Genomic DNA, 22,790 nt, shown 5'->3' with positions numbered 1-22,790 from the left:
TGGGCGGGCCGGTGCGAGTGGGTCGGCCGGCATGGTGGGTCGGCCCGTGCGGTGGGTCGGCCCGTGCGGCGGCTCGGGTGCGGGCGGACCGTGGTCCCCGGTGGCCGGGCGCGGCACGGTTGCGGGGGGTCGGAGCCCCGGGGCGGAAATCGCTCCGGGGCTCCGGCGCGTTCGTGAGATCCTGGGAGGGTATCCCCACAGCCGATCCGGAAGAGCATCGTGACCGTCACCGACCGAAGCCAGGAACTCATCACCGTCGCCGCGCAGGCGGCGGCCGACAAGCTGGCGCACGACATCATCGCCTTCGACGTCAGCGAGGTGCTGTCGATCACCGACGCCTTCCTGATCGCCTCCGCCGCCAACGACCGCCAGGTCCGGGCGATCGCCGAGGAGATCGAGGACCAGCTGCGCGAGAAGCTCGACACCAAGCCGGTGCGCCGCGAGGGCGAGCGCGAGGGCCGCTGGATCCTGCTCGACTACCTGGACATCGTGGTGCACGTCCAGCACTCCGAGGAGCGCTCCTTCTACTCGCTCGACCGCCTGTGGAAGGACTGCCCCGAGGTCCCGCTGCCCGAGGACGCGCTGGCGACCCGCAACCGTCCGGAGAACGCCGTCACCGACGCCGCCGGCAACGCCGTCTCCGGCGGCGACCTCTGAGCCGGTCGGCGGCGGGGCCGCGCATCGTCCTCTGGCGGCACGGCCAGACGTCCTGGAACCTCGAATCGCGGTTCCAGGGCACCACTGACGTCGAGCTCACCGAACAGGGCGTGTTCCAGGCGCAGCGGGCGGCCCGGCTGCTCGCCGCGCTCCGGCCCGACCTGCTGATCTCCTCCGACCTGACGCGGGCCCGGCGCACCGCCGCCGAACTGGCCCTGCTCACCGGCCTGGAGGTGCACCACCACGAGGGCCTTCGCGAGACGTACGCGGGGGAGTGGCAGGGGCTCACCAACTCCGAGATCCGGGCGCGGTACCCGGAGCAGTTCGAGGCCTGGTCGCGCGGCGAGCCGGTCCGGCGCGGCGGCGGCGAACTCGCCACCGAGGTGGCCGACCGGGCCGTCCCGGTGGTGCTCGAAGCCGTCGACAAACTGCCCGAGGGCGGCACCCTCGTGGTGGTCAGCCACGGCGGCACCATCCGCACCATGATCGGCCGACTGCTGGGCATGGAACCGGAGTTGTGGGAGCGCTTCGGCGGTCTCTCGAACTGCTGCTGGTCGGTGCTCGGCCAGGACGCGCGCGGTTGGCGACTGCAGGAGCACAACGCGGGCACGCTCCCGCAGCCGGTCATCGGCGACGAGACCTGAGGCGAGGCCCGGGGTGACGCCCGGGGCTCCACCCAGGGGTCTCCGGACCCGGATTTCACAGTTCCGGCTCTGACCAGCTAGAGTCTTCCTCGTTCGCAGCGAGGAACGCAGACGGGAAACCGGGGGCGAGAGTCGCGGGACTGCGGGGCTATAGCTCAGTTGGTAGAGCGATTGCATGGCATGCAATAGGTCAGGAGTTCGATTCTCCTTAGCTCCACTCCGCACCGATGGTCCGTGAGTGGTCGTCAGTGTTGCGGGGCTATAGCTCAGTTGGTAGAGCGATTGCATGGCATGCAATAGGTCAGGAGTTCGATTCTCCTTAGCTCCACAGCAGTTCCGCGAGGCCGCCACCCGAGACGGGTGGCGGCCTTCGGCGTTCCCGGGGCCGCTCGTGGGGCGCTCGAAACGGATTAGGGACTCGACCGCCAACCGTGTACAGTTGTCGATGTCGCCAAGGGAAACCGCAGGTGACAGCAGTAAAAGCATGGGGCTATAGCTCAGTTGGTAGAGCGATTGCATGGCATGCAATAGGTCAGGAGTTCGATTCTCCTTAGCTCCACAGCAGTCCGAAGGCCGTCCCGCGAGGGGCGGCCTTCGAGCGTTCACCCCACTTCTCTGCCGCTCGGGGCACGGGGCCGCTACCGTCGTGCCATGGCCGATCTGGTGCGAAAACGGAACGACGAGCTCGCCCGGATACTCCACCAGCTCGGATGGAGCCCGGAGCGGCTGGCCCGCGAGGTGAACGCGGTGCTGCCGGCGGGCATGGCGATCAGCTCGACCGCGCCCTACAAGTGGCGCGACCGGGGCATGGTGCCGCGCTCCCCGCACGACCAGACCGTCTGCGAGGTCCTCGGCCGCAGCGTCGGCATCGCCGTCACGTACGAGCAGCTCTGGGGGCAGATGGGCTCCAACCGCGGCGCGAAGATGCTCTCGCCGCGGCTGCTGACCGACCCGTGGACCGCCGACACCGCCCAGACCGCCCTGCGCGAGGCCGGCACGGACGGGGCCCCGGTGCGCCTGACCGACCTGTTCCGCGGCGACGAACTGGAGCAGGCGGCCCGGCACTGGGCCTCCCCGCCGCCGCCCGTCACCGGCGGCGAGGGCGCACTGCGCATCGCCCCCGAGCAGTTGGCCGACCTGCGGCTGTCCTACGACTCCAAGCAGCGCCTGGAGCGGGCCTACGGCGGCGGCCTGATCCTCGACCTGGCCAAGGCCGAACTCGCGATGGTCGGCAAGCTGTTGGAGCTCGGCAGCTACGACGAACCACTCGGCCGCGAGCTGTACGGGGCCGCCAGCAGACTGGCCCGCCTGGTCGGCTGGGCGAACTACGACCTGGGCAACGACGCCGCCGCGCAGCGCGCCTTCGTCGCCGCCCTGCGCGCCGCCCACGTCTCCGGGGACCCGCGGCTCGGCGTCGGCGTGGTCGGCTGCCTCGCCGTCCAGGCGACGTACAACTCCGGTGGGCGGGGCCTGGATCCGGTGGCGATGCTGTCCACCGCGCTGCGCGCCGCGGACGGGGTGCTGACGCCCCGTGAGCGCGCGCTGCAACTCGGGCGGATCGCCCGGGCACACGGACGCAAGGGGGAGCAGATCAGCGCCGAGGCGGTCGCCGAGCGGGCCTTCCGGGTGCTGGAGGGCCTGGACGGGCACACCCAGGAACGCGCCGACCTGGAGGGCATGGTCGGCGAGGGGTACCTGCTGCTCGGCGAGCACGAGCAGGCCCGCGGGCTGCTGCAGAGCGCGATCGAGGCGCTTACCGCGGAACGCGCCCGGGTCAAGGCGCTGCTGATGGTGCGCCTCGCCGACTCCTACCGCCGGACCGGCGAACGCAAGGAGGCCGAGCACACCGCCGACCGGGCACGACACCTCGCCGCCGGCATGCAGTCCGCCCGGGTGGCGCGGGCGCTGCGCGAGTTCGACACCGCGATGCGCGCGGAGGCGTAGCGCAGGTCCGTCCGGCCGGCCGGACGGCGCGGGCCGGAGAGCGGACGGAGCGTCGGCTGCGGGGGGTGGTGCTGCTGTGGGCGCGGGTGATTGCGTGGGCGGGGCTGCGGGTGTGGGCGTAGGTGTTGGCGTGGGCGGGGCTGCGGTCGTGAGCGGCGTGGGAGTGGGTGGGGGAGCGTCGGCGGGTGTCGCCGGGTGTGTGGCGGCGCGTGCAGCAGGGGGATTGACGCGGTGACGCGAAAGGGCCTTGAAGGGGTGCGGTACCCTGAGCCCATGCGAACTGTGCGCCTGCTTCTTAGCCGGCCGCGCTGACCAGGACCGGCTTGGGTGCCGGAGTCGGCGTGGCGTCCCCTCCTGTGGAGGGGTTTTCTGCTTTCTACGGCCTGTTCGCTGACTGATGACGATGGAGCCTGAAGGACCATGAGCGAGACGACCCCCGCTTCCGGCGCGGCCGAAGCCGCCACCGAGCCTTTCCGCTACGGCGCCGCGCTGGCCGCCGAGATCGAGTCCCGCTGGCAGGACCTGTGGGAGAAGGAGGGGACGTTCAACGCCCCCAACCCGACCGGTCCGCTGGCCGACGGGTCGAACGTCGCCGCGAAGCCCCACAGCTTCATCATGGACATGTTCCCGTACCCGTCGGGCGCCGGCCTGCACGTCGGCCACCCGCTGGGTTACATCGCCACCGACGTGTACGCCCGCTACCAGCGGATGAACGGGTACAACGTCCTGCACACGCTGGGCTACGACGCCTTCGGCCTGCCGGCCGAGCAGTACGCGGTGCAGCACGGCGTGCACCCGCGGGTGTCCACCGAGGACAACATCGCCAACATGCGCCGCCAGCTGCGCCGGCTGGGCCTGGGCCACGACTCGCGCCGCTCGATCTCCACGATCGACCCCGAGTACTACCGCTGGACCCAGTGGATCTTCCTGCAGATCTTCAACTCCTGGTACGACGAGGACGCGGAGAAGGCCCGGCCGATCTCCGAGCTGGTCGCCCAGTTCGAGTCCGGCGAGCGCGCGGTGCCGGGCGGCCGTGCCTGGGCCGAGCTGACCGGCGTCGAGCGCGACGAGGTGCTGGGCGAGTTCCGGCTGGCCTACTCCAAGGAGGTGCCGGTCAACTGGTGCCCCGGCCTGGGCACCGTGCTGGCCAACGAGGAGGTCACCGCGGACGGCCGCTCCGAGCGCGGCAACTTCCCGGTGTTCAAGTCCAACCTGCGCCAGTGGATGATGCGCATCACCGCTTACGCGGACCGGCTGATCAGCGACCTGGACCTGCTGGACTGGCCCGAGGCGATCAAGCTGCAGCAGCGCAACTGGATCGGCCGCTCCGAGGGCGCCCGGGTGGACTTCGGCGTCGGCGGCGACACCGTCACCGTCTTCACCACCCGCCCCGACACCCTGTTCGGCGCCACCTACATGGTGCTGGCCCCCGAGCACGCCCTGGTCGACACCATCGTCCCGGCGGCGTGGCCGACCGGCACCCGCGAGGAGTGGACCGGCGGCGCTGCGACCCCGGCCGACGCCGTCGCCGCGTACCGGGCGGCCGCCGCCGCCAAGTCGGACGTGGAGCGCCAGGCCGACGCCAAGGTGAAGACCGGCGTGTTCACCGGCGCCTTCGCGACCAACCCGGTCAGCGGCGAGCAGATCCCGGTGTTCATCGCCGACTACGTGCTGATGGGCTACGGCACCGGCGCGATCATGGCCGTTCCGGCGCACGACAGCCGCGACTTCGCCTTCGCGCAGGCGTTCAACCTGCCGATGCGCTGCGTCGTCCGGCCCACCGACGGCCGTGGCGAGGACCCGCACACCTGGGACGACGCCTTCGACACCTACGACTCGGTGCTGATCAACTCCGAGCGTGACGGCCTGTCGCTGAACGGCCTGTCGGTGGTCGACGCCAAGGCCCGGGTGACCGCCTGGCTGGCCGAGCAGGGCATCGGCGAAGGCACCGTCAACTTCCGCCTGCGCGACTGGCTGTTCAGCCGCCAGCGGTACTGGGGCGAGCCGTTCCCGATCGTCTACGACGAGACCGGTGCGATGCACGCGCTGCCCGAGTCGATGCTGCCGGTCGAGGTCCCCGAGGTCGACGACTACTCGCCGCACACCTATGACCCCGACGACGCCACCTCCTCGCCGAAGACCCCGCTGTCCCGCAACGAGGCCTGGGTCAACGTCGAGCTGGACCTGGGCGACGGTGTGAAGACGTACCGCCGCGAGACCAACACCATGCCCAACTGGGCCGGTTCCTGCTGGTACGAGCTGCGCTACGTCGACCCGATCAACTCCGGCTCGGTCGTCGACCCCGCCAACGAGGCGTACTGGATGGGCCCGACCGCCGACAAGCCGGCCGGCGGCGTCGACCTGTACGTCGGTGGCGCCGAGCACGCCGTGCTGCACCTGCTGTACGCCCGCTTCTGGCACAAGGTCCTGCACGACCTGGGCCACGTGTCCTCGGTCGAGCCGTTCCACAAGCTGTTCAACCAGGGCATGATCACCGCCGACGTCTACCGCGACGCCCGCGGCTTCCCGGTGCCCGCGGCGGAGGTCGAGGAGCGCGACGGCCAGTACTACTGGCAGGGTGAGCAGGTCCGCCGCGAGGCGGGCAAGATGGGCAAGTCGCTGAAGAACGCCGTCGCGCCCGACGAGATCTCCGACGAGTACGGTGCGGACACCCTGCGCCTGTACGAGATGGCGATGGGCCCGCTGGACGTCTCCCGCCCGTGGGACACCCGCGCCGTGGTCGGCTCCTACCGCTTCCTGCAGCGGCTGTGGCGCAACATCGTCTCGGAGGTCACCGGCGAGCTGGTGGTGACCGAGGAGGAGCCGGACGAGGCGACGCTGCGCGCGCTGCACAAGACCATCGACGGCATCCGCGGCGACATGGCCGCGCTGCGGTTCAACACGGCGGTGGCCAAGGCCATCGAGCTGAACAACTTCCTGGTGAAGCGCGGCTCCACGCCGCGTTCGGTCGCCGAGCAGATCGTCCTGCTGATCGCTCCGCTGGCGCCGCACATCGCCGAGGAGCTGTGGCGCCGCCTGGGCCACGAGCAGTCGCTGGCCTTCGCCGACTACCCGGTCGCCGACCCGGCGTACGTGGTCGACGAGACGGTGACCTGCGTCGTGCAGATCAAGGGCAAGGTCAAGGCCCGCCTGGAGGTCTCGCCGTCCATCTCGGATGCCGAGCTGGAGGCACTGGCCCTGGCCGACCCCACCGTGGTCGCGGCCGTCGGCGGCGCGGAGGTGCGCAAGGTCATCGCCCGCGCTCCGAAGCTGGTGAACATCGTCACCGGCTGACGCTGCCTCTGCTGAGGTGCCGTCAGTTCGGCAGGGCCGGTCGTCCCGAGCGCGGGGTGGCCGGCCCTTCGCCGTCGGCAGGGAGGGCCCGGCCGAGTGCCCCGCGAGCCGGAGGGGCCGGGCGGCGTCGGTGCGTCGGTCGGGACTGACGCGTCGGGCCGGATCGGTGCGCTGGACCGGATCGGTGCGGCGGGCACCTTCTGGAAGGGTGCCTTCCAGAAGGGGCACTCGGCAGAGGGAGTAGGGGAGGAGAAGGAACTCGAACAAGGTGGCTCCGTTCTTCGTAGGGGCACCGACGGTGCGGTGAAGGTCCTGGCGGTCTCCGGGAGATCGCTTGGGGGAAATCCCTGAGCTGTCCCTGATCTCCTCTCTTCGGACGGTTGAAGGCCTGCTGTCCACTGCCGGGCCGAGCTACGGTGGAGACCGGTGGACAGGGCGGGCCGCACTCGGCGGACCGCCGCCGGTCACGGGCGGAAGGTGGGCTCCCGATGGAAGCGCTCGGTGTCGTTCTGGCGCTGGTCGCGCTGCTCGGCGTGACGCTGCTGGTGATGGCGGTGGTCGGAACGGTCAAGGCGGCGAAGGCCGTGGCCACCAAGGTCGAGCGGCACAGCTCCAACGCCCAGCGGGCGGTGGAGAACGCCGCCCTCAAGGCGAAGAGCATCACCAAGCCCGGCGACCAGGGCCGGATCGCCGGCCTCCGGCTCTCCCTGCGCACCGCGCTCGACTCGACCCGCCAGGTCCTGCAGAGCGGCCTCCCGCAGGACAGCCAGCTCGGTGACGCACTCCAGCTCCTGGCCCGGCTCGACTCCCACGCCGCCGAACTCGATGCCGAACTGCGCCTGCTGGAACGCGAGCCGATGAGCAGCCGAGTCACCGCCAAGCTCCCCGAACTTCGGGAGCGCGCCGAGCGCATCACGCACTCCGCGGACTCCCTGCGGTGGGCCGCCCAGGACCGCATGCGCCGCTTCGCCGACGACGAACTCGCCCGCCTCAGCGAAGAATGCCGGGACGAGGCCGGAGCTCTGCGGCACTGGACCCCTGCCGAGCCCGCCGCCGATCGCTCCGAGTCCGCTGCCGGCGCGCCTGCCGATGCCCGCAGTGCGACCGCCTCCGCCGACGGCCCCGCCGATCGCCCCAAGGGCCTCGGGTCCGGCCGCCAGACCACCGCCGAGGAACTGCTCGGTCTGGCCGCCGAACCGCTCTCCCGCCTCGCCGACCGCCTGCGCAAGCCGAACCCGGCGGGACCCAACCGCCCCTGACCCCGCGTCACGAGGCGGTCGCTGTCCGTGCGGTGAGAGTTACCCGCTGTCGCGGAGGTCAAACCACCACAGGACGGGCACTGTCATCCTGGCGCTGCGGCGGGTAACCTCCGCCTCATGCTCGGCCACCTCGCACTTGTCACGGATTCCACCGCGTATCTGCCCCAAGAAGCGGTGGACCGGCACCGCATCCAGGTGGTACCGCTCAGCGTCGCGGTCGGTGACGACGTCTTCGCGGAAGGCGTCGAGATCTCACCCACAGACGTCGCCGAAGCCCTGCGAGCCAAGCACCGGGTGACGACCTCCAGGCCCAGTCCCGAAACGTTCACGGCCGCCTACCGGGCGGCCGCCGAGGCCGGCGCCCGAGGAATCGTCTCCATCCACATCTCGGCGGAACTCTCCGGCACCGCGGAGGCGGCCCACCTGGCAGCCGCCACCGCGCCGATCCCCGTGCGGGTGGTCGACAGCCGACTGGTCGGCATGGCGCTGGGCAGCTGTGTGCTGGCCGCTGCCGAACTCGCCGAAACCTTGGACGCCTCCTGGTCGGCGGCGGCTGCCGGTGGCCTCGAAGCCGATGCCAGCCACAACACCGAGGCGGATCTGGAGCAGGTGGCCTCCGCCGCCGAACGACGTGCTGAGGTCACCAGCGGCTTCTTCTACGTCGACACGCTGGAACACCTTCGACGCGGCGGCCGGATCGGAACCGCCCAGGCCTTGGTCGGCTCCGCGCTGGCCGTGAAGCCCCTGCTCCACCTGACCGGCGGCCGGATCGAGCCGTTGGAGAAGGTCCGCACAGCTTCCCGGGCCATTGCCCGGCTCGAAGAGATCGCCGTCGAACACGCGGGGGATCGCCCGGTGGACATCACCGTCCACCACCTTGCCGCGGAGCAGCGGGCCGAGGCACTGGCCGAACGGCTGCGCGAGCGGGTACCGACGCTGAAGGAGCTCTACGTCAGCGAAGTCGGCGCGGTCATCGGCGCGCACGTCGGGCCCGGCCTGCTGGCCGTCGTGGTGTCGCCGATCGTTGCTTCCGCAGGTTGAGCGTTACCAAACTCACTCGTCCGAGCTACGAGAGTTATCCACAGGCCCGGGTTGTCCACAGGGGCGGGCACATTTCCTGAGTCCGCGTCAGGCTCGCCCTACTGTCCTCGCCATGAGGACCATCACCACACCCCAGGCCCGCCGTCGTCAGGCCATCGTCACCACGCGCGCCCGCCTCGGCCGGCTCTTCCCGCCCGCTGTGCCCATCGATCACGAACACTCCGAGCCGGCCGTCGAGACCTTGGCCGGCGTGCCGCGATCCGAGTCGATGTCAGATGCGATGGCAGGCGCGACCTCAGGGGGCGTCTGCGCTGCAGCCGAACCGGAGCAGGCGGTGACACGGGCGACACCCGCTCCCGATCCACCTCATGCACTGTCCTCGGCCCGCATTCTCGCGCGGTACGGGGCGCCGACCCGCTCGGCCGACGTGGCCGTTCCGAGGGCCACCGAACCGGAGTTCGGGCGGCCCAGTCGTCAGCCCGGCACCGTTCCGGAGCGCGATCCACCCGCTGCGGCACCCGGCCCGGACTCGCCGCCGGAGACCGCACCCGATTCCCCGCCGGGCACCTGGGCCGACCACCAGTCGGATCCGGACCTGCCCTGGCCCGACGCCACGTCAGTTCCGGAACCCCCACCCGTGTCCCACCACACCGACCAGCCGCGCCTACCACTGCGGTTCCGCCTTCCCGCGGCCTTCGCCCTCGACCGCCGGGCCGTCCTCGGCCTCACCGTCCTGCTCGTTCTCGCCATCGGCTACGCCGCGCAGCACTTCTGGCTCGGCCGACCGCACCCCGTCTCCGTCCCCGCCATCTCCATCACCGAGTCCACCAGCGACCCCGCCACGGAAGGAGCGCCCGCACACCACCCAGCCGGACCGTCCCTGGTCGTCGACATCGCCGGCAAGGTCCAGCACCCCGGCCTACGAACCCTCCCCGCAGGTTCACGGGTCGCCGATGCCCTGACCGCCGCCGGCGGCCCGCTCGCCGGGACCGACACCAGCTCCCTCAACCTCGCCCGCCAACTCACCGATGGAGAACAGATTCTCGTAGGTGCCGAAAACCTCGCCGGCGGTGCCCCTGCCGCACCCGCCGGTCCCGTCAGCCTCAACCATTCCAGCGCCGAACAACTCGACTCACTGCCAGGCGTGGGCCCGGCCCTGGCCCAGCGCATCCTGCAGTACCGCCTGACGCACGGCCCGTTCCAATCCGTCGACCAACTCCGCCATGTCCCCGGCATCGGTCCCCGCAAGTACGAGGACCTCAAGCAGCTCCTGACCCTCTGATCCTCTGATCCGCGCAATGTCGCGTTTCCCGCCCGGAGGTTGCCCCATGCTCTAGCTCACCGACCTGCTGAGCGAAGCTCCTGCCCGTGGATCCGCCAGGAGCCCACCGCTCGCGCGCTGCTCTGTCCGAGGGCCGTCCCGCTGCCACCCGCACCATGCCCGCCCGGATGGATTGCCGTTCGCACCATCCGAGTTGAGGCGCCCCGCTGCACCATCGACCCGTCAGCCTCCAAATCAACAAATCGACCAACGAGCGCACACCGAAAGGAGGTGCCGTCATGCCGGCCCCGCCCTCCGCCGTCCCCGACCGGACCGACTACCGGCTCCTCCTTCCGGCAATCACCGCCTGGCTGGTCACCGCCACCGTTCTCGGTCTGGAAGCGAGACACCATCCGGCGCTGCTCCTGTGCGCCCTGGTGAGCGGCATGACTGCCTTCGGTCTCCTCACCTCGAAAGGACCCAGCCGTTCGATTCACCGACTCACCGCCGCCGTCCTGCTCACCGCGGCAGCAGCAGCGACCACCACCGTCCTCCACACTGCCGACCTGCACCGGGGCCCGCTGCCGGCCCTGGCCCATCCGGACAGGCCGCCCGCCCGGGGAGAGCCGGACTCCCCAGGCGGTCCGGATCGGCCGGCGGCGCGGGACGACGGTTCGTCCCGCGCAGAGGGTGGGCGAACCAACCCGGAGATCACCGTTGAAGCGACCATCACGGGTGATCCCAAGCTGCACGGGGCTCACACCCGCGGCAGCGCCCTCTCCCAGCCGACTCTCACCATTTCCGCCCTCGTCACCCGCGTCCGCCCACCGGCCGACACCGGGCAGCCGGACGCGGTCCCCACCGTCACCAGAACGCCCGTCACGCTGCTGGTCCGCACCCAGGACGCGGACCAGTGGCAGCAGTTGATCCCCTCCACCCGGCTCGAGGTCCAGGCCGAGGTGCTGCCGGAACGATCGGAGAGCCCGGCCGAAGGCGGCGGCTCGACGGGGCCGACCCGGACCGACTCTGCGGCCCTGCTCGCCCCGCAGGGGCAGCCCAGGATCCTCGCGCCGCCCAGCCTCCCGCAGCGCCTGGCCGCCCAGCTCCGCAAGGGACTTCGCGACGCCTGCGACCACCTGTCGCCCGATGTTCGCGGACTGCTCCCCGGGCTGGTGGTGGGCGATGTGACGAGACTTCCGGACGATCTGGCGGACGCCTTCCGCGCCACCGACCTCGGCCACCTGGTGGCAGTGAGCGGAGCGAATCTGGCGATCATCCTGGCCGTGCTGGTCGGAGGCACTCCGAGCGACCCGGACGCCCCCGGGCGCGGCGGACTGGCGGGGCTGCTCGGGCTCTCCTTCCGCACGACGGCGCTCCTCGGTACCGGGCTGACCCTCGCGTTCGTCACCATCTGCCGACCCGATCCGAGCGTGCTCAGAGCCGCCGCCACCGGTCTGATCGGACTGCTGGCCCTCGCTACCGGCAGACCGAGACGGGGCGTGCCCACCCTGGCCGGCGCCGTGCTGATCCTGATCCTGGTGGATCCGTACCTGGCCCGCTCCTACGGGTTCCTGCTCTCCGCGCTCGCGACGGCGGGGCTGCTGATCCTCGGCCCGAGGTGGACGGCCGCGCTGCGGGCGCGTCACTGGCCGCACCACCTCGCCTCCGCGGTCGGTGCCACTGCGGCGGCGCAGGCCTTCTGTTCACCCGTCACCGTCCTGCTGGCACCGCGAGTCAGCCTGGTCGGAGTGCCCTGCAACCTGCTCGCGGAGATCGCGGTCGCACCCGCAACCCTGCTCGGGTTCGGCGCGCTCGCGGTCGCCCCGCTCTCGAAGGGGGCCGCGGAGTTCCTCGCGGACCTCGCCGCGCTTCCCGTCGGATGGCTGGCCACCGTCGCGCGGCGGGGCGCCGAACTGCCCGGTGCCGAACTGGCCTGGCCCGGCGGGCTGTTCGGCTCGGCCCTGCTGGTCGTGGCGATCGTCGCGCTGGTCTGGGCGCTGCCGCCGCTGCTGGGCGGGCGGCGGCCGAGGAACCGGCGGCCCAGAGTGTGGTCCGTGCTCGCCGTCGCCGTACTGCTGCCGGTGATCCTGCTGCGCCCGCCGGCCGTCACCCGGCTGGCAACCGGCTGGCCCGCCGAAGGCTGGCGGCTGGCGATGTGCGACATCGGGCAGGGGGACATGACCGTTCTCCCGGTCGAGCCGGGCAGCGCAGTGGTGGTGGACGCCGGGCCCGATCCCAGGTCGGCGGACGACTGTCTGCGGGAACTCGGGGTGACCAGGGTGCCGGTCCTGATCCTCACGCACTTCCACGCGGATCACGCCGAGGGCATCCCGGGCGTGCTGCGCGGCCGCTCGGTCGGCGCGATCGAGGTGACCACCTCGGACGAACCGGAAGGCGAGCACAGCCGGGTGCTGCGCTGGGCGGCCGACGACCGGGTGCCGGTGCTGCGGGCCCAGCGAGGCGAGCGTCGCACCGCCGGTGCGGAGCTCAGCTGGCAAGTGGTGTGGCCGTCCTCGTCGCAGGCCCCCGACGCGACCGGACCCAACAACTCCAGCATCGCGATCATCGCCAGCCTCGGCCCACCGACGGCTCCGATCCGGGTGGCGCTGCTGGGCGACCTGGAGCCCCCGGCCCAGGCCGCGCTGCTCACCCTCGGGTTGCCACCGACCCCGCGTCCGGACGAGCGAGGTCCGCCCGCGCCGGTTGATACGGCGTCAAGGGCGGTGCTGAGCGCCAGGCATGCAGTCAGGACGGGAACGGAGGCGGTGAGTGCCGCCAACCCGGTCGACCAGCGCGGTGGCGGCCCCGGTCCACCCGGGCTGGGACGGGTGGACGTCCTGAAGGTCGCGCACCACGGATCGGCCAACCAGGACTGGGCGTTGATGGCTGCGCTCCGTCCGCGGCTGGCCCTGATCTCCTGCGGCACCGGGAACCCGTACGGGCATCCGGCCCCGCAGACGGTGGCGGGGCTCAAGGCGCTGGGGGCGACGGTGGTCCGCACCGACCGGGCGGGGGACATCGCGGTGCTGGGGGATGTACGAACCCTGGCCGTGGCCTCGCACCTGCGCTCCTCCCACGGCTGATGCCACGGCACCCGAAGCAGGGGCCGTCGCCGGGGCGGTCGCGGTCCGGACGGCCGGGTGCAGAGCGCCCGTCCGAGCGGGTGGGTGCGCCTCGCTCGGGCGGGGACCAACGGAGTTCGGTGGGCGGGTCAGTCCTGTTCGCGCCACCCGTCCTGCTCGGCGACGAGCCGGTCGATTTCGGTCAGCAGTCGCGGCGTCCAGCCGTCGTCCTCGGGGGCCTCGACGACCACGATCCACTGGGCGTCCTCGGCGTCGTCCTCCCCGGCGAGGGAGTCGCGGACCACCTCGACGTCGCCCAGCTCGGGCCAGCGCGCACTCAACTCCTCGGCGATCTCCTCCGCCGCGTCACGGTCGGGAAGGACGAGCAATTGACGGTCATTGTTCTTGATCACGCCAACATTCTGCCCAGCCCGGAAGGCGGTGCTGCGGCGACCCCACCTCACGATCCGGCCCGGAGCGTCGGCCGGACGGGACGAGCGGATGAGAAGGCACGGGGAGCTGCCGGGGCAGGGGTGTCGGCACGGCGTGCGATCCTGGTAGGCGATGGCCAGGAAGAGTGCACCCGACGACCTGCTCGCCCCGCTGACCGTTGCGGTCGGCCAGGAAGAGCTGCTGCTCGACCGCGCAGTCGCGGAGGTGGTGGCGGCGGCGAAGGCGGCGGATCCGGAGACCGACGTGCGCGACCTCGCGCCGGGGGCGCTGCAGCCGGGTCAGTTGGCCGAGCTCACCACGCCCTCGCTCTTCGCGGAGCGGAAGGTGATCGTGGTCCGGGCCGCGCAGGACCTCTCGGCCGATGCGGTCAAGGAGGTCAAGGCGTACCTGGAGTCGCCCGCCGAAGAAGTGATCATGGTGCTGGTGCACGCGGGCGGCGCCAAGGGCAAGGGGCTGCTGGACGCGGCGAAGAAGAAGGGCGCGCGGGAGGTCCAGTGCGCCAAGCTCACCAAGGCGAGCGAGAAGCTGGCGTTCATCCGCAACGAGTTCCGCACCCTGAGCCGCGCCGCCAGCCCGGAGGCCTGTCAGGCGCTGCTCGACTCGCTGGGCAGCGACCTGCGCGAACTGGCCGCCGCCTGCAGCCAGTTGACAGCGGACATCGAGGGGCCGATCGACGAGACGGCGGTCGCCAAGTACTACAGCGGCCGGGCCGAGGCGACCGGCTTCGAAGTGGCAGACCTCGCCGTCACCGGCCGGGCCGCCGAAGCGTTGGAACGGCTGCGCTGGGCGCTGGCGGTCGGCCAGCCGCCCACCGGCATCACCTACGCGCTCGCCTCCGGAGTGCGCAGCATCGGCCGGCTCGCCACCGCGGGCCGCAACATGCGCCCCGGCGACCTGGCCCGTGAACTGGGCATGCCGCCGTGGAAGGTGGACCGGGTCCGCCAGCAGATGCGCGGCTGGACGGGCGACGGCGTGGCCGCCGCCCTCACCGCCGTCGCCGAGGCCGACGCCGCCGTCAAGGGCGGCTCCGACGACCCCGCGTACGCGTTGGAACGTGCCGTGGTCGCGGTGGCCCGGGCGTCCCGGGCCGGCTCCCGCCCCTACTGACCTCGGGAATCCTGTTCACGGAACCCCGGGCAAGGAGTGTTCGGGCGCCCGGCAGCGGCAGCGAGGGTCAGGCCGATCCGCCGAGGGCGCGCAGGAGTTCGCGGGTGTCGGACAGGAGTGCCGTGCGGACCTGTTCGCGGTCGGGGCCGCCGCCCCTGCCGTCCTGGTAGGAGGCGGACCAGCTGGTGTAGCAGGTCATGCCGCCCTGGCGGACGTACAGGACCTGGGTGAGGTAGTGCTGGTCGGGGGCGCCCTGGCCGGGGTCGTCGAGGTAGCCGACGTACGCCTCGTCGCCGAGGCCGGCCACCGGGCTGATCTGGTAGTGGCGTTGGGCCAGGCCTTCGCGCTGCGCCTCGAACTCCGGGCGCGGGTCCACCTCGTGATGGAGCTGCACCTGCAGGTAGAGCGTGTAGTAGTCCTGGTCGCCGCCGACCTTCTTGCGGTACTGGCTGCAGTACATCTCGTCCAGCGCCCGGTGGTGCGTCGAATAGTGGTAGGGGCTGCCCGACGGGGTCGGATACAGCTGGCCGAAGGCGGTCAGCCGGGCGGTGGTGCACAGGTCGTCGACGACGCGGTAGCCGGCCAGGGGCGGCCTGTTCGGCGTCGAGTCGTCGTGGACCAGCGAGGGGACCATCAGGACGGCCGCCGCCCACACCGCGGAGGCCACCAGCGCGCCGCCGATGGCCCACCACAGCTTCCGCCCCACCCGTTCCCCGGCGGGGCCCGGCCCGTCTCCGCCCGGCTCGGATCCGCCGCCCATCGGTCCGTCGGGCCCGATCCTGGTGACCCGGCCCGCTCCGTTGCCCGCTGTCGAGGAGCTGCGGGAGCTGCCGGGATTGCGCGAGAAGCTGCTGGTGGAGCGGTGGCCCTGGAGCTGATGCGGCGGCGGAGTCGACATCGTTCCCCCGAGTAGTTGGTCAGGCACGGGCAGTGTCAGGCACCCCCGCACCCTACCCCGCCCTGCCGTTCGCGCCGATCCCCTTTCCGCTCAAGGCGGTTGAGCACCGCGGCCGGTCGGCACGGAGAGACCGGACCCGCCGGAAACGCGAACTGCCCGCCCGGTGGGGACCGGGCGGGCAGTTGGGGAAGCGCCCCGAACGGGGGCCTCCGTTGGTTCATCGAGTACCGCACCCGCGTGGCGAACGCAGGCCGCGTGCGGTACGGGTCGTGCGGCTCGTCGGAAATCCGGGTAGAGGGCCGGATTCCCGGGAGCGGACGGTCGGCGGTGGCGGGTAGAGGGCCGCTTATTCACGCCGTCCGAGGGTGGTGCCGGAGCACCGGGTCGTACGGCCGGGCCGTACGGGAAGGACCAGGATCAGGCAGCGACGTTGACGCGCTTGGTGATCGCCGACTTCTTGTTGGCGGCCTGGTTCTTGTGGATGATGCCCTTGCTGACGGCCTTGTCGAGGGCCTTGGAGGCGGCGCGAGCCAGCTCGACGGCCTTCTCGTTCTCACCGGCGGCAGCGGCCTCGCGGGCCTTGCGCAGAGCGGTCTTCAGCGAGGACTTGACGGCCTTGTTGCGCAGGCGCGCCTTCTCGTTGGTCTTGTTGCGCTTGATCTGGGACTTGATGTTCGCCACGAAAGAGCCTCAGTCTGTGTGAATCGGCAGTTCAACGGGTTTGCACCGAGTGCCGCTCGACCTGCTGAGAGGGCATGCCGAGGGCGGAGTGCAGCCGCCCACGCTACCAGGGCCGCCCCGACCGGCCCAAACCGGAGGGCCGAGCAAGGCCGCCGCAGGGCGGCCGGTGGCCCGTCAGGCGGTGATCAGCGGCTCGCCGTAGTGCTCGACCAGCGGGAACGGGTCGTAGTAGTGGTGCAGCAGCTCGCGCCAGCGCCCGTACTCGGGGGAGCGGCGGAAGCCCTCGGTGTGGTCCTCCAGGGTCTCCCATCCGACCTGCAGCAGGAAGCGCGAGGTGCGTCCGTCGTCCAGGCAGCGGCGCAGTTCGAGCGAGCGGAAGCCCCGCTGGCAGGCGATCAGCGGGCGGGCCTCGGCGAAGGCGGCGAGGAAGCCGTCCTCCTGGCCGGGGCGGACGTCGAGCAGGGCGCTTTCCAGGATCATGCGGTGATCGTGCCGCATGCCCGCCCGGGCGGAAAGACCGGTCGGCCTCGGGCATGGGAGGATGGACGGAACCATATTGATCGGATCAGAAATCGGACCAAGGTGCCCGCGACCCCCAGCAACGTGCCAGAGCCCAGCCGTACTGACCCGGCGGTGATCCGCAACTTCTGCATCATCGCCCACATCGACCACGGCAAGTCGACGCTCGCCGACCGGATGCTGCAGATCACCGGCGTGGTGGACCCCCGGCAGATGCGCGCCCAGTACCTCGACCGGATGGACATCGAGCGCGAGCGCGGCATCACCATCAAGTCCCAGGCCGTCCGCCTCCCGTGGGCGCCGCGGACCGGTGAGAACGCGGGCAAGACACACATCCTCAACATGATCGACACCCCCGGCCACGTGGACTTCACGTACGAGGTGTCCCGCTCCCTCGCGGCCTGCGAGGGAACCATCCTGGTGGTCGACGCGGCCCAGGGCATCGAGGCGCAGACCCTCGCCAACCTGTACCTGGCGCTGGAGAACGACCTCACCATCATTCCGGTGCTCAACAAGATCGACCTGCCGGCCGCCCAGCCCGAGAAGTACGCGGCGGAGATCGCGCACATCATCGGCTGCGACCCGGACGACGTGCTGAAGGTCTCCGCGAAGACCGGCCTCGGCGTGGAGGACCTGCTCGACCACGTGGTCGAGAAGATCCCCGCCCCGGTCGGCATCAAGGACGCCCCGGCCCGCGCGATGATCTTCGACTCGGTGTACGACGCCTACCGCGGCGTGGTCACCTACGTGCGAGTGGTCGACGGCCAGCTCACCAAGCGTGAGCGGATCGCCATGATGTCCACCGGCGCTACCCACGAGCTGCTGGAGATCGGCGTCATCTCGCCCGAGCCGAAGGTCGCCGACGGCCTCGGCGTCGGCGAGGTCGGCTACATCATCACCGGTGTGAAGGACGTCCGGCAGTCCAAGGTCGGTGACACGATCACCTCGCAGAACAAGGGCGCCACCGAGGCGCTCGGCGGCTACAAGGACCCGCGCCCGATGGTGTTCTCCGGCCTGTACCCGCTGGACGGCTCGGACTACCCGCTGCTCCGTGACGCCCTCGACAAGCTGCGGCTGAACGACGCTGCGCTGGTCTACGAGCCGGAGACCTCGGTCGCGCTCGGCTTCGGCTACCGCTGCGGCTTCCTCGGCCTGCTGCACCTGGAGATCATCCGGGAGCGCCTGGAGCGCGAGTTCAACCTCGACCTGATCTCCACCGCCCCGAACGTGATCTACCGGGTGATCATGGAGGACGGCACCGAGCACACCGTCACCAACCCGAGCGAGTTCCCCACCGGCAAGATCGCCGAGGTGTACGAGCCGGTCGTGCGCGGCACCATCCTGGCGCCCAACGAGTTCGTCGGCGCGATCATGGAGCTCTGCCAGTCCCGCCGCGGCAACCTGCAGGGCATGGACTACCTCTCCGAGGACCGGGTGGAGCTGCGCTACACCCTGCCGCTGGCCGAGATCGTCTTCGACTTCTTCGACCAGCTGAAGTCCAAGACCCGCGGCTACGCCTCGCTGGACTACGAGCCCATCGGCGAGCAGACCGCCAACCTGGTCAAGGTCGACATCCTGCTGCACGGCGACGCGGTGGACGCGTTCTCCGCGATCGTGCACAAGGACAAGGCCTACAACTACGGCGTGATGATGGCCGGCAAGCTGCAGAAGCTGATCCCGCGTCAGCAGTTCGAGGTGCCGATCCAGGCCGCGATCGGCTCCCGGGTGATCGCCCGTGAGACGGTCCGCGCGATCCGCAAGGACGTTCTCGCCAAGTGCTACGGCGGTGACATCTCGCGTAAGCGCAAGCTGCTGGAGAAGCAGAAGGAAGGCAAGAAGCGGATGAAGATGGTCGGCCGCGTGGAGGTCCCGCAGGAGGCCTTCATCGCCGCGCTGTCGACGGACGCCGAGACGCCGAAGGAAAAGAAGTAACTCCCACGGCCGCCCGACCGGGCCGGGATCCCCACACGGGGTCCCGGCCCGGTGCCGTTTCCGGCGGCAGCCCTGCGGTCCGGGCGTGGCGGCCGACGGGGGGTCAGCGGAGCGACAGCGGCAGGCCGGTGACGATCGCCGCCTTGACCAGCCGCCCGGCCAGTCCGGTCACCACCCCGGGCCGCATCGAGTCGTCGCCGTGGATCAGCTGGACCAGCGCCTCCCCGCGGCCCAGGCTCAGGCACTGGACGGCATAGCGGTAGGAGAACGGCTTGTCGGTGCGTCCGCGGAGCAGTCTGCCCAGGTAGCGGCCCTGCGGCTGGGCGGTGGCGCAGGCCATCCGCAGCTGCCCGACGCCGGGCACCTCGACGGCGGCGGCGTCCCCGATCACGTACACCTCGGGGTGCGACACCGAGCGCAGGTGGTCGTCCACCACGGCCCGGCCGCTCCCAGTGACCGCCAGGCCGGATTCGGCGGCCAGCGGGTGCGGCTCCAGCGAGCCGGCCCACACCACCACCTCGGCGCGGACCGGGCCGGCCGAGGTCTCCAGTCCGGCGGTGGTGACGGTGGTGACCTGGTGCGCCTCGTCCACTCGGACGCCGAGCCGGCCGAGCACCGCCAGGACGTGCGCCCGGCCGCGGGCCGACAGCCAGCCCCCGACCTGGCCGGACGCCACCAGGCGGACCTGCCAACCGGGGTGGGCCTCCGCCAACTCGGCGGCCAGCTCGATGCCGGTCGCGCCGCCGCCGACCACCGCGATCGTCCCGGGAGCCGCGGCGTCGGCGATCCGGCGGTGCAGTTCCTCGGCGCGGTCCGCCGAGTACGCGTGCTCGGCCGCGCCGGGCACGCCGCTCCAGGCGACCCGGCTGCCCAGCGCGTACACCAGGGTGTCGTACGCGATCCGCTCGCCGTCCTCGGTGACCACCTTCCGCCCGGCCAGGTCGAGTTCGACGACCCGGGTGGCCCGGTGGGCGACCTTGCGGCCGCGAAGCACGTGCGCGATCTCGGGACGGGAGACCCTGCGGCCGGCGGCGATCTCGTGCTGGCGCACCCGGTGGGCGAAGCGCCGCTCCGGGGCGATCAGGGTGACCCGGTCCGGGCCGCGACCGATCCCGGCAGCGGCGGACAGCCCCGCGTAGCCCGCGCCGATCACCACGATGTGCTTGCCGGTCATCTCGTCCTCCTTCACGGACTCCGCCGGTGGCGGATACGGAAGGGGGACGACGCAGCCCGCGGAAGTGTGACCGTGAGCCGGGTCACGCCCCCGAGAGGTGGGCGAGCTTCTCCGGGTTCACCATCGCGTACGCGGCGGTGATCCGGCCGTCCGCGACGGTGAAGGCGACCACGCCGCCGATCACGCCCGGCTCCGCATACCAGACCGCGCCCAGCTCGCCGTTGACGAGCGCCGGCACCAGCGGGTGCTCCGGGCCCATGAAGCGCTGGGAGAGCTTGCGTACCAGCCGGCCCACGTGGATCGCGCCGAGCACCGGCCGGCGGCCCGCGCTGACGATGCCGCCACCGTCGGAGTGCCAGGCCACCTCGGGGTCGAGCACGTCCATCAGCGCCGCCAGGTCGCCGCCGGTCGCGGCGGAGATGAACGCCGTCACCACCTGACGGTGCTCGGCCGGGTCGACCGTGCTGCGCCGGCCCCCGTCACGCACCCGGCGGCGGGCCCGGGAGGCGAGCTGCCGGGTCGCCTCGGGGGAGCGGTCCAGCGCCGAGGCGATCTCCTCGAAGCCCACCGCGAACACGTCGTGCAGCACGAACGCCGCCCGCTCGGCCGGGCTCAGCTGCTCCATCACCGCCAGCATCGCCACCGACACCGCCTCGCCGACCTCGGCCAGTTCGGCGGGGGAGTCCTCGGTGGTCAGCAACGGCTCCGGCAGCCACTCCCCGAAGTACGCCTCGCGGCGGGCCCGGGCCGAACCCAGTTGGTCGTAGCAGAGCCTGGTCACCACCGTGGTCAGGTAGGCGCGCGGCTCGGCGATGCCCGAGCGGTCGGCGGACTGCCAGCGCAGCCAGGCCTCCTGCAGCACGTCCTCGGCGTCGGCCACCGAGCCGAGCAGGCGGTAGGCGATCGAGCCCAGGTAGCGGCGCTCGGCCTGGAAGGCGTCCACGGGGCCGGACGGCGCGGTGTCGAGGGTGGTCGGTTCGGGCACGCATCCACGGTAGCGCGCCGAACGGCCGGGGCGGCAGCCGGTCCTGACCGGCCGTCAGGCGCGGGCGGTCAGGTCTCGGCGTCGAGCGCGGGCGGCTGGGGCGCGCGTCGGGCGAGGGCACGCGTCGGGCGAGGGTGCGCTTCGGTCGGGGCGGGAGGCCGGAGGGGAAGGATCAGGGGCGGGCCGAGGCGGGATGCGGCGTGGTCTCCACGCTGTGCAGCAAGTCCCTGAGCAGGGTGTTCAGCTCGGTCAGCCGCTGCTCGCCGAGCCGGTCGATGATCCGCTGCTGGACGGCGGTGCCGGCGGCCACCGCCTGGTCGACCGTCTCGCGGCCGAAGTCGGTGAGGGTGATCCGCAGACCGCGCCGGTCGTTCGGGTCGGGGGAGCGGGTGACCAGGCCGGCCCGCTCCAGCTTGTCCAGACGGCCGGTCATCCCGCCGGTGGTGAGCATCAGGGTGGCGGTCAGCTCGCGCGGCGACAGCGAGAACGGCTCCCCGGCGCGGCGCAGCGTGGCCAGGACGTCGAACTCGCCGCGACCGATCCCGTACGGCGCGTAGGCCTGCTCCATCAGGTCGCCGACCGCGCGGGAGAGCCGGTGCACGCGGCCGAACGCGGCCATCGCCTCGGTCCGGTCGGCGAGGTCGGGGCGCTCGTGCCGCCACTGGTCGGCGATGGTGTCCACCGGGTCGTGCGCGGCGCTGCGAAGGTCCAGTCGGTCCATCTGGCCAGTGTGGCACAGGGCGGTTCGGGAGTGAGTGGGCGAGAACCGAGATTCCTCCCGTTAATTGACTCGACAGCAAGTAGCTTGACGCTAAGCTATCTCCCATGCGAACCGTAGCTCTCACCGCGCTCGCCCCGCTCGCGTGGGGCTCCACCTATGCCGTGACGACCGAACTGCTGCCTGCGGACCGGCCGTTGCTCACCGCGACCTTGCGCGCCCTGCCCGCCGGCTTGGTGCTGCTGGCCGTCACCCGCCGGCTCCCCAGCCGTTCCTGGTGGTGGCGCTCCGCCGTCCTGGGCGCGCTCAACATCGGCGTCTTCTTCGCCCTGCTTTTCGTCGCCGCCTACCGCCTGCCCGGCGGCGTGGCCGCCGTCCTCGGCGCGATACAGCCGCTGCTGGCCGCCGGGCTGGCCGTGCCGCTGCTGGGGGAGCGGTTCGGGCGGCGGGCCCTGCTCGCGGGCACCGTCGGCGTGTTCGGCGTGGCCCTGGTGGTGCTGCGCGCCACCGCCCGGCTGGACGCCATAGGCGTGCTCGCCGGCCTCGCCGGGGCCGGGGCGATGGCCGCCGGCACGGTGCTCACCAAGCGCTGGGGCCGCCCGGAGGGCGTCGGCCCGCTCGCCCTGACGGGCTGGCAGCTCACCGCGGGCGGTCTGCTGCTGCTCCCGGTCGCCGCGCTGGTGGAGGGTGCCCCGCCGGCGCTCGACGGCGCCAACCTGCTCGGGTACGGCTACCTCGCGGTGGCCAACACGGCCCTGGCGTACTGGGTCTGGTTCCGCGGCATCGGCCGCCTCCCCGCCACCTCGGTCGCCTTCCTGGGCCTGCTCAGCCCGGTGTCGGCGGCGGTGATCGGCTGGGCCGCCCTCGGCCAGTCCCTCACCGCGCTGCAGTTGCTGGGCATGGCTCTCGCCCTCAGCTCCACCCTGCTCGGCCAGCGTCCGGCCCGCCGTCCCGCCACCACCGTGGTCGCCACGTCGGCCACCTCCGCCGCTCCGACCAGCGCGGGCAGCCCGGCCGTCGGCGGCGCCTCCCCCGCAGCCGCCGCCCCCGCGCTCGGCACCACCGAGCCCCTCGCTCCCGCCGCGATACGCGAGGGGGAGGCCCGCGGTGCGGACCTCCCCCTGGGCGCCGAGCCGGTCGGCCGGGCGGCGAACTGACGGC

Annotated in this window: 18 protein-coding genes and 3 tRNA genes; 14 read left to right on the top strand and 7 right to left on the bottom strand. The window is 72.0% G+C overall.

The features are described 5' to 3' along the window. Positions 1 to 219 precede the first annotated feature (219 nt). From rsfS to KCH_RS12805, 11 genes are all read left to right on the top strand, one after another. On the top strand, positions 220 to 657 hold the full coding sequence (gene rsfS, locus KCH_RS12855; protein ID WP_035862717.1) for a ribosome silencing factor: 438 nt from the start codon (positions 220 to 222) through the stop codon (positions 655 to 657). After that, the gene (locus KCH_RS12850; RefSeq protein ID WP_035871787.1) at positions 654 to 1,301 is read left to right on the top strand and encodes a histidine phosphatase family protein; all 648 of its coding nucleotides are present in this window, start codon (positions 654 to 656) and stop codon (positions 1,299 to 1,301) included. Before rsfS ends, KCH_RS12850 begins: the two co-directional genes overlap by 4 nt. Positions 1,302 to 1,445: 144 nt before the next feature. Further along, positions 1,446 to 1,518, top strand: a tRNA-Ala gene (locus KCH_RS12845). A 38-nt stretch (positions 1,519 to 1,556) separates the two neighbouring features. Next, a tRNA-Ala gene (locus tag KCH_RS12840) sits at positions 1,557 to 1,629 on the top strand. A 158-nt stretch (positions 1,630 to 1,787) separates the two neighbouring features. Next, positions 1,788 to 1,860: transfer RNA gene (locus tag KCH_RS12835), tRNA-Ala, on the top strand. A 92-nt stretch (positions 1,861 to 1,952) separates the two neighbouring features. Beyond that, positions 1,953 to 3,245 (top strand): NsdA family TPR-like regulatory protein, encoded by a 1,293-nt coding sequence (locus KCH_RS12830; protein WP_035862715.1) that lies wholly within the window; start codon positions 1,953 to 1,955, stop codon positions 3,243 to 3,245. A gap of 420 nt (positions 3,246 to 3,665) precedes the next feature. Beyond that, complete coding sequence (leuS, locus tag KCH_RS12825) at positions 3,666 to 6,539, top strand: leucine--tRNA ligase (RefSeq protein ID WP_035862713.1); 2,874 nt, start codon at positions 3,666 to 3,668, stop codon at positions 6,537 to 6,539. A gap of 488 nt (positions 6,540 to 7,027) precedes the next feature. Further along, the gene (locus tag KCH_RS12820; RefSeq protein ID WP_035862710.1) at positions 7,028 to 7,798 is read left to right on the top strand and encodes a hypothetical protein; all 771 of its coding nucleotides are present in this window, start codon (positions 7,028 to 7,030) and stop codon (positions 7,796 to 7,798) included. Between the two features lie 117 nt (positions 7,799 to 7,915). Beyond that, entirely contained in the window at positions 7,916 to 8,839 is a 924-nt protein-coding gene (locus tag KCH_RS12815; protein ID WP_035862708.1) for a DegV family protein, read from the top strand. A 637-nt stretch (positions 8,840 to 9,476) separates the two neighbouring features. Further along, positions 9,477 to 10,121 carry a ComEA family DNA-binding protein gene (locus KCH_RS42485; protein WP_167574045.1) on the top strand — a complete coding sequence of 215 codons (645 nt, stop codon included), beginning with the start codon at positions 9,477 to 9,479 and terminating at the stop codon, positions 10,119 to 10,121. 278 nt (positions 10,122 to 10,399) lie between these two features. Continuing rightward, a complete protein-coding gene (locus KCH_RS12805; protein ID WP_063750143.1) occupies positions 10,400 to 13,183 on the top strand; it encodes a ComEC/Rec2 family competence protein in 2,784 nt (927 codons plus the stop codon). A 128-nt stretch (positions 13,184 to 13,311) separates the two neighbouring features. On the opposite strand, the gene KCH_RS12800 is transcribed toward KCH_RS12805, so the two are convergent. After that, positions 13,312 to 13,575: a hypothetical protein gene (locus tag KCH_RS12800; protein WP_084223548.1), complete on the bottom strand. Its 264-nt coding sequence runs from the start codon at positions 13,573 to 13,575 to the stop codon at positions 13,312 to 13,314. 151 nt (positions 13,576 to 13,726) lie between these two features. On the opposite strand from KCH_RS12800, the gene holA reads away from it, so the two are divergent. Further along, positions 13,727 to 14,722: a DNA polymerase III subunit delta gene (gene holA / locus KCH_RS12795; protein ID WP_035862705.1), complete on the top strand. Its 996-nt coding sequence runs from the start codon at positions 13,727 to 13,729 to the stop codon at positions 14,720 to 14,722. 67 nt (positions 14,723 to 14,789) lie between these two features. Here holA and KCH_RS37210 read toward each other — a convergent pair whose 3' ends face one another. The 3 genes from KCH_RS37210 to KCH_RS12780 all read right to left on the bottom strand — a co-directional run bounded on the left by KCH_RS37210 (position 14,790) and on the right by KCH_RS12780 (position 16,781). Next, positions 14,790 to 15,428, bottom strand: a complete 639-nt coding sequence (locus tag KCH_RS37210; RefSeq protein ID WP_157032027.1) for a hypothetical protein — start codon at positions 15,426 to 15,428, stop codon at positions 14,790 to 14,792. Positions 15,429 to 16,037: 609 nt separating this feature from the next. Then, positions 16,038 to 16,301: a 30S ribosomal protein S20 gene (gene rpsT / locus KCH_RS12785; RefSeq protein WP_035862702.1), complete on the bottom strand. Its 264-nt coding sequence runs from the start codon at positions 16,299 to 16,301 to the stop codon at positions 16,038 to 16,040. Between the two features lie 174 nt (positions 16,302 to 16,475). Next, entirely contained in the window at positions 16,476 to 16,781 is a 306-nt protein-coding gene (locus KCH_RS12780) for an antibiotic biosynthesis monooxygenase family protein (protein ID WP_035862701.1), read from the bottom strand. 102 nt (positions 16,782 to 16,883) lie between these two features. On the opposite strand from KCH_RS12780, the gene lepA reads away from it, so the two are divergent. After that, complete coding sequence (gene lepA, locus KCH_RS12775; protein WP_084223546.1) at positions 16,884 to 18,752, top strand: translation elongation factor 4; 1,869 nt, start codon at positions 16,884 to 16,886, stop codon at positions 18,750 to 18,752. Between the two features lie 103 nt (positions 18,753 to 18,855). On the opposite strand, the gene KCH_RS12770 is transcribed toward lepA, so the two are convergent. The 3 genes from KCH_RS12770 to KCH_RS12760 all read right to left on the bottom strand — a co-directional run bounded on the left by KCH_RS12770 (position 18,856) and on the right by KCH_RS12760 (position 21,632). Continuing rightward, positions 18,856 to 19,926, bottom strand: coding sequence for an NAD(P)/FAD-dependent oxidoreductase (locus KCH_RS12770; RefSeq protein WP_035871781.1), 1,071 nt, complete (start codon positions 19,924 to 19,926; stop codon positions 18,856 to 18,858). A gap of 82 nt (positions 19,927 to 20,008) precedes the next feature. Continuing rightward, positions 20,009 to 20,911 (bottom strand): RNA polymerase sigma factor SigJ, encoded by a 903-nt coding sequence (gene sigJ / locus KCH_RS12765; protein ID WP_244305310.1) that lies wholly within the window; start codon positions 20,909 to 20,911, stop codon positions 20,009 to 20,011. A 172-nt stretch (positions 20,912 to 21,083) separates the two neighbouring features. Then, on the bottom strand, positions 21,084 to 21,632 hold the full coding sequence (locus KCH_RS12760) for a MarR family winged helix-turn-helix transcriptional regulator (RefSeq protein WP_035862700.1): 549 nt from the start codon (positions 21,630 to 21,632) through the stop codon (positions 21,084 to 21,086). Between the two features lie 104 nt (positions 21,633 to 21,736). Here KCH_RS12760 and KCH_RS12755 point away from each other — a divergent pair, with 104 nt between their 5' ends. Beyond that, positions 21,737 to 22,786, top strand: coding sequence for an EamA family transporter (locus KCH_RS12755; RefSeq protein ID WP_084223542.1), 1,050 nt, complete (start codon positions 21,737 to 21,739; stop codon positions 22,784 to 22,786). Positions 22,787 to 22,790 lie beyond the last annotated feature (4 nt).

The sequence above is a fragment of the Kitasatospora cheerisanensis KCTC 2395 genome (genome assembly GCF_000696185.1).
Taxonomy (GTDB): domain Bacteria; phylum Actinomycetota; class Actinomycetes; order Streptomycetales; family Streptomycetaceae; genus Kitasatospora; species Kitasatospora cheerisanensis.
Note: the sequence above shows the minus strand (reverse complement) of the source record. Positions and strands in the feature narration are given on the sequence as shown.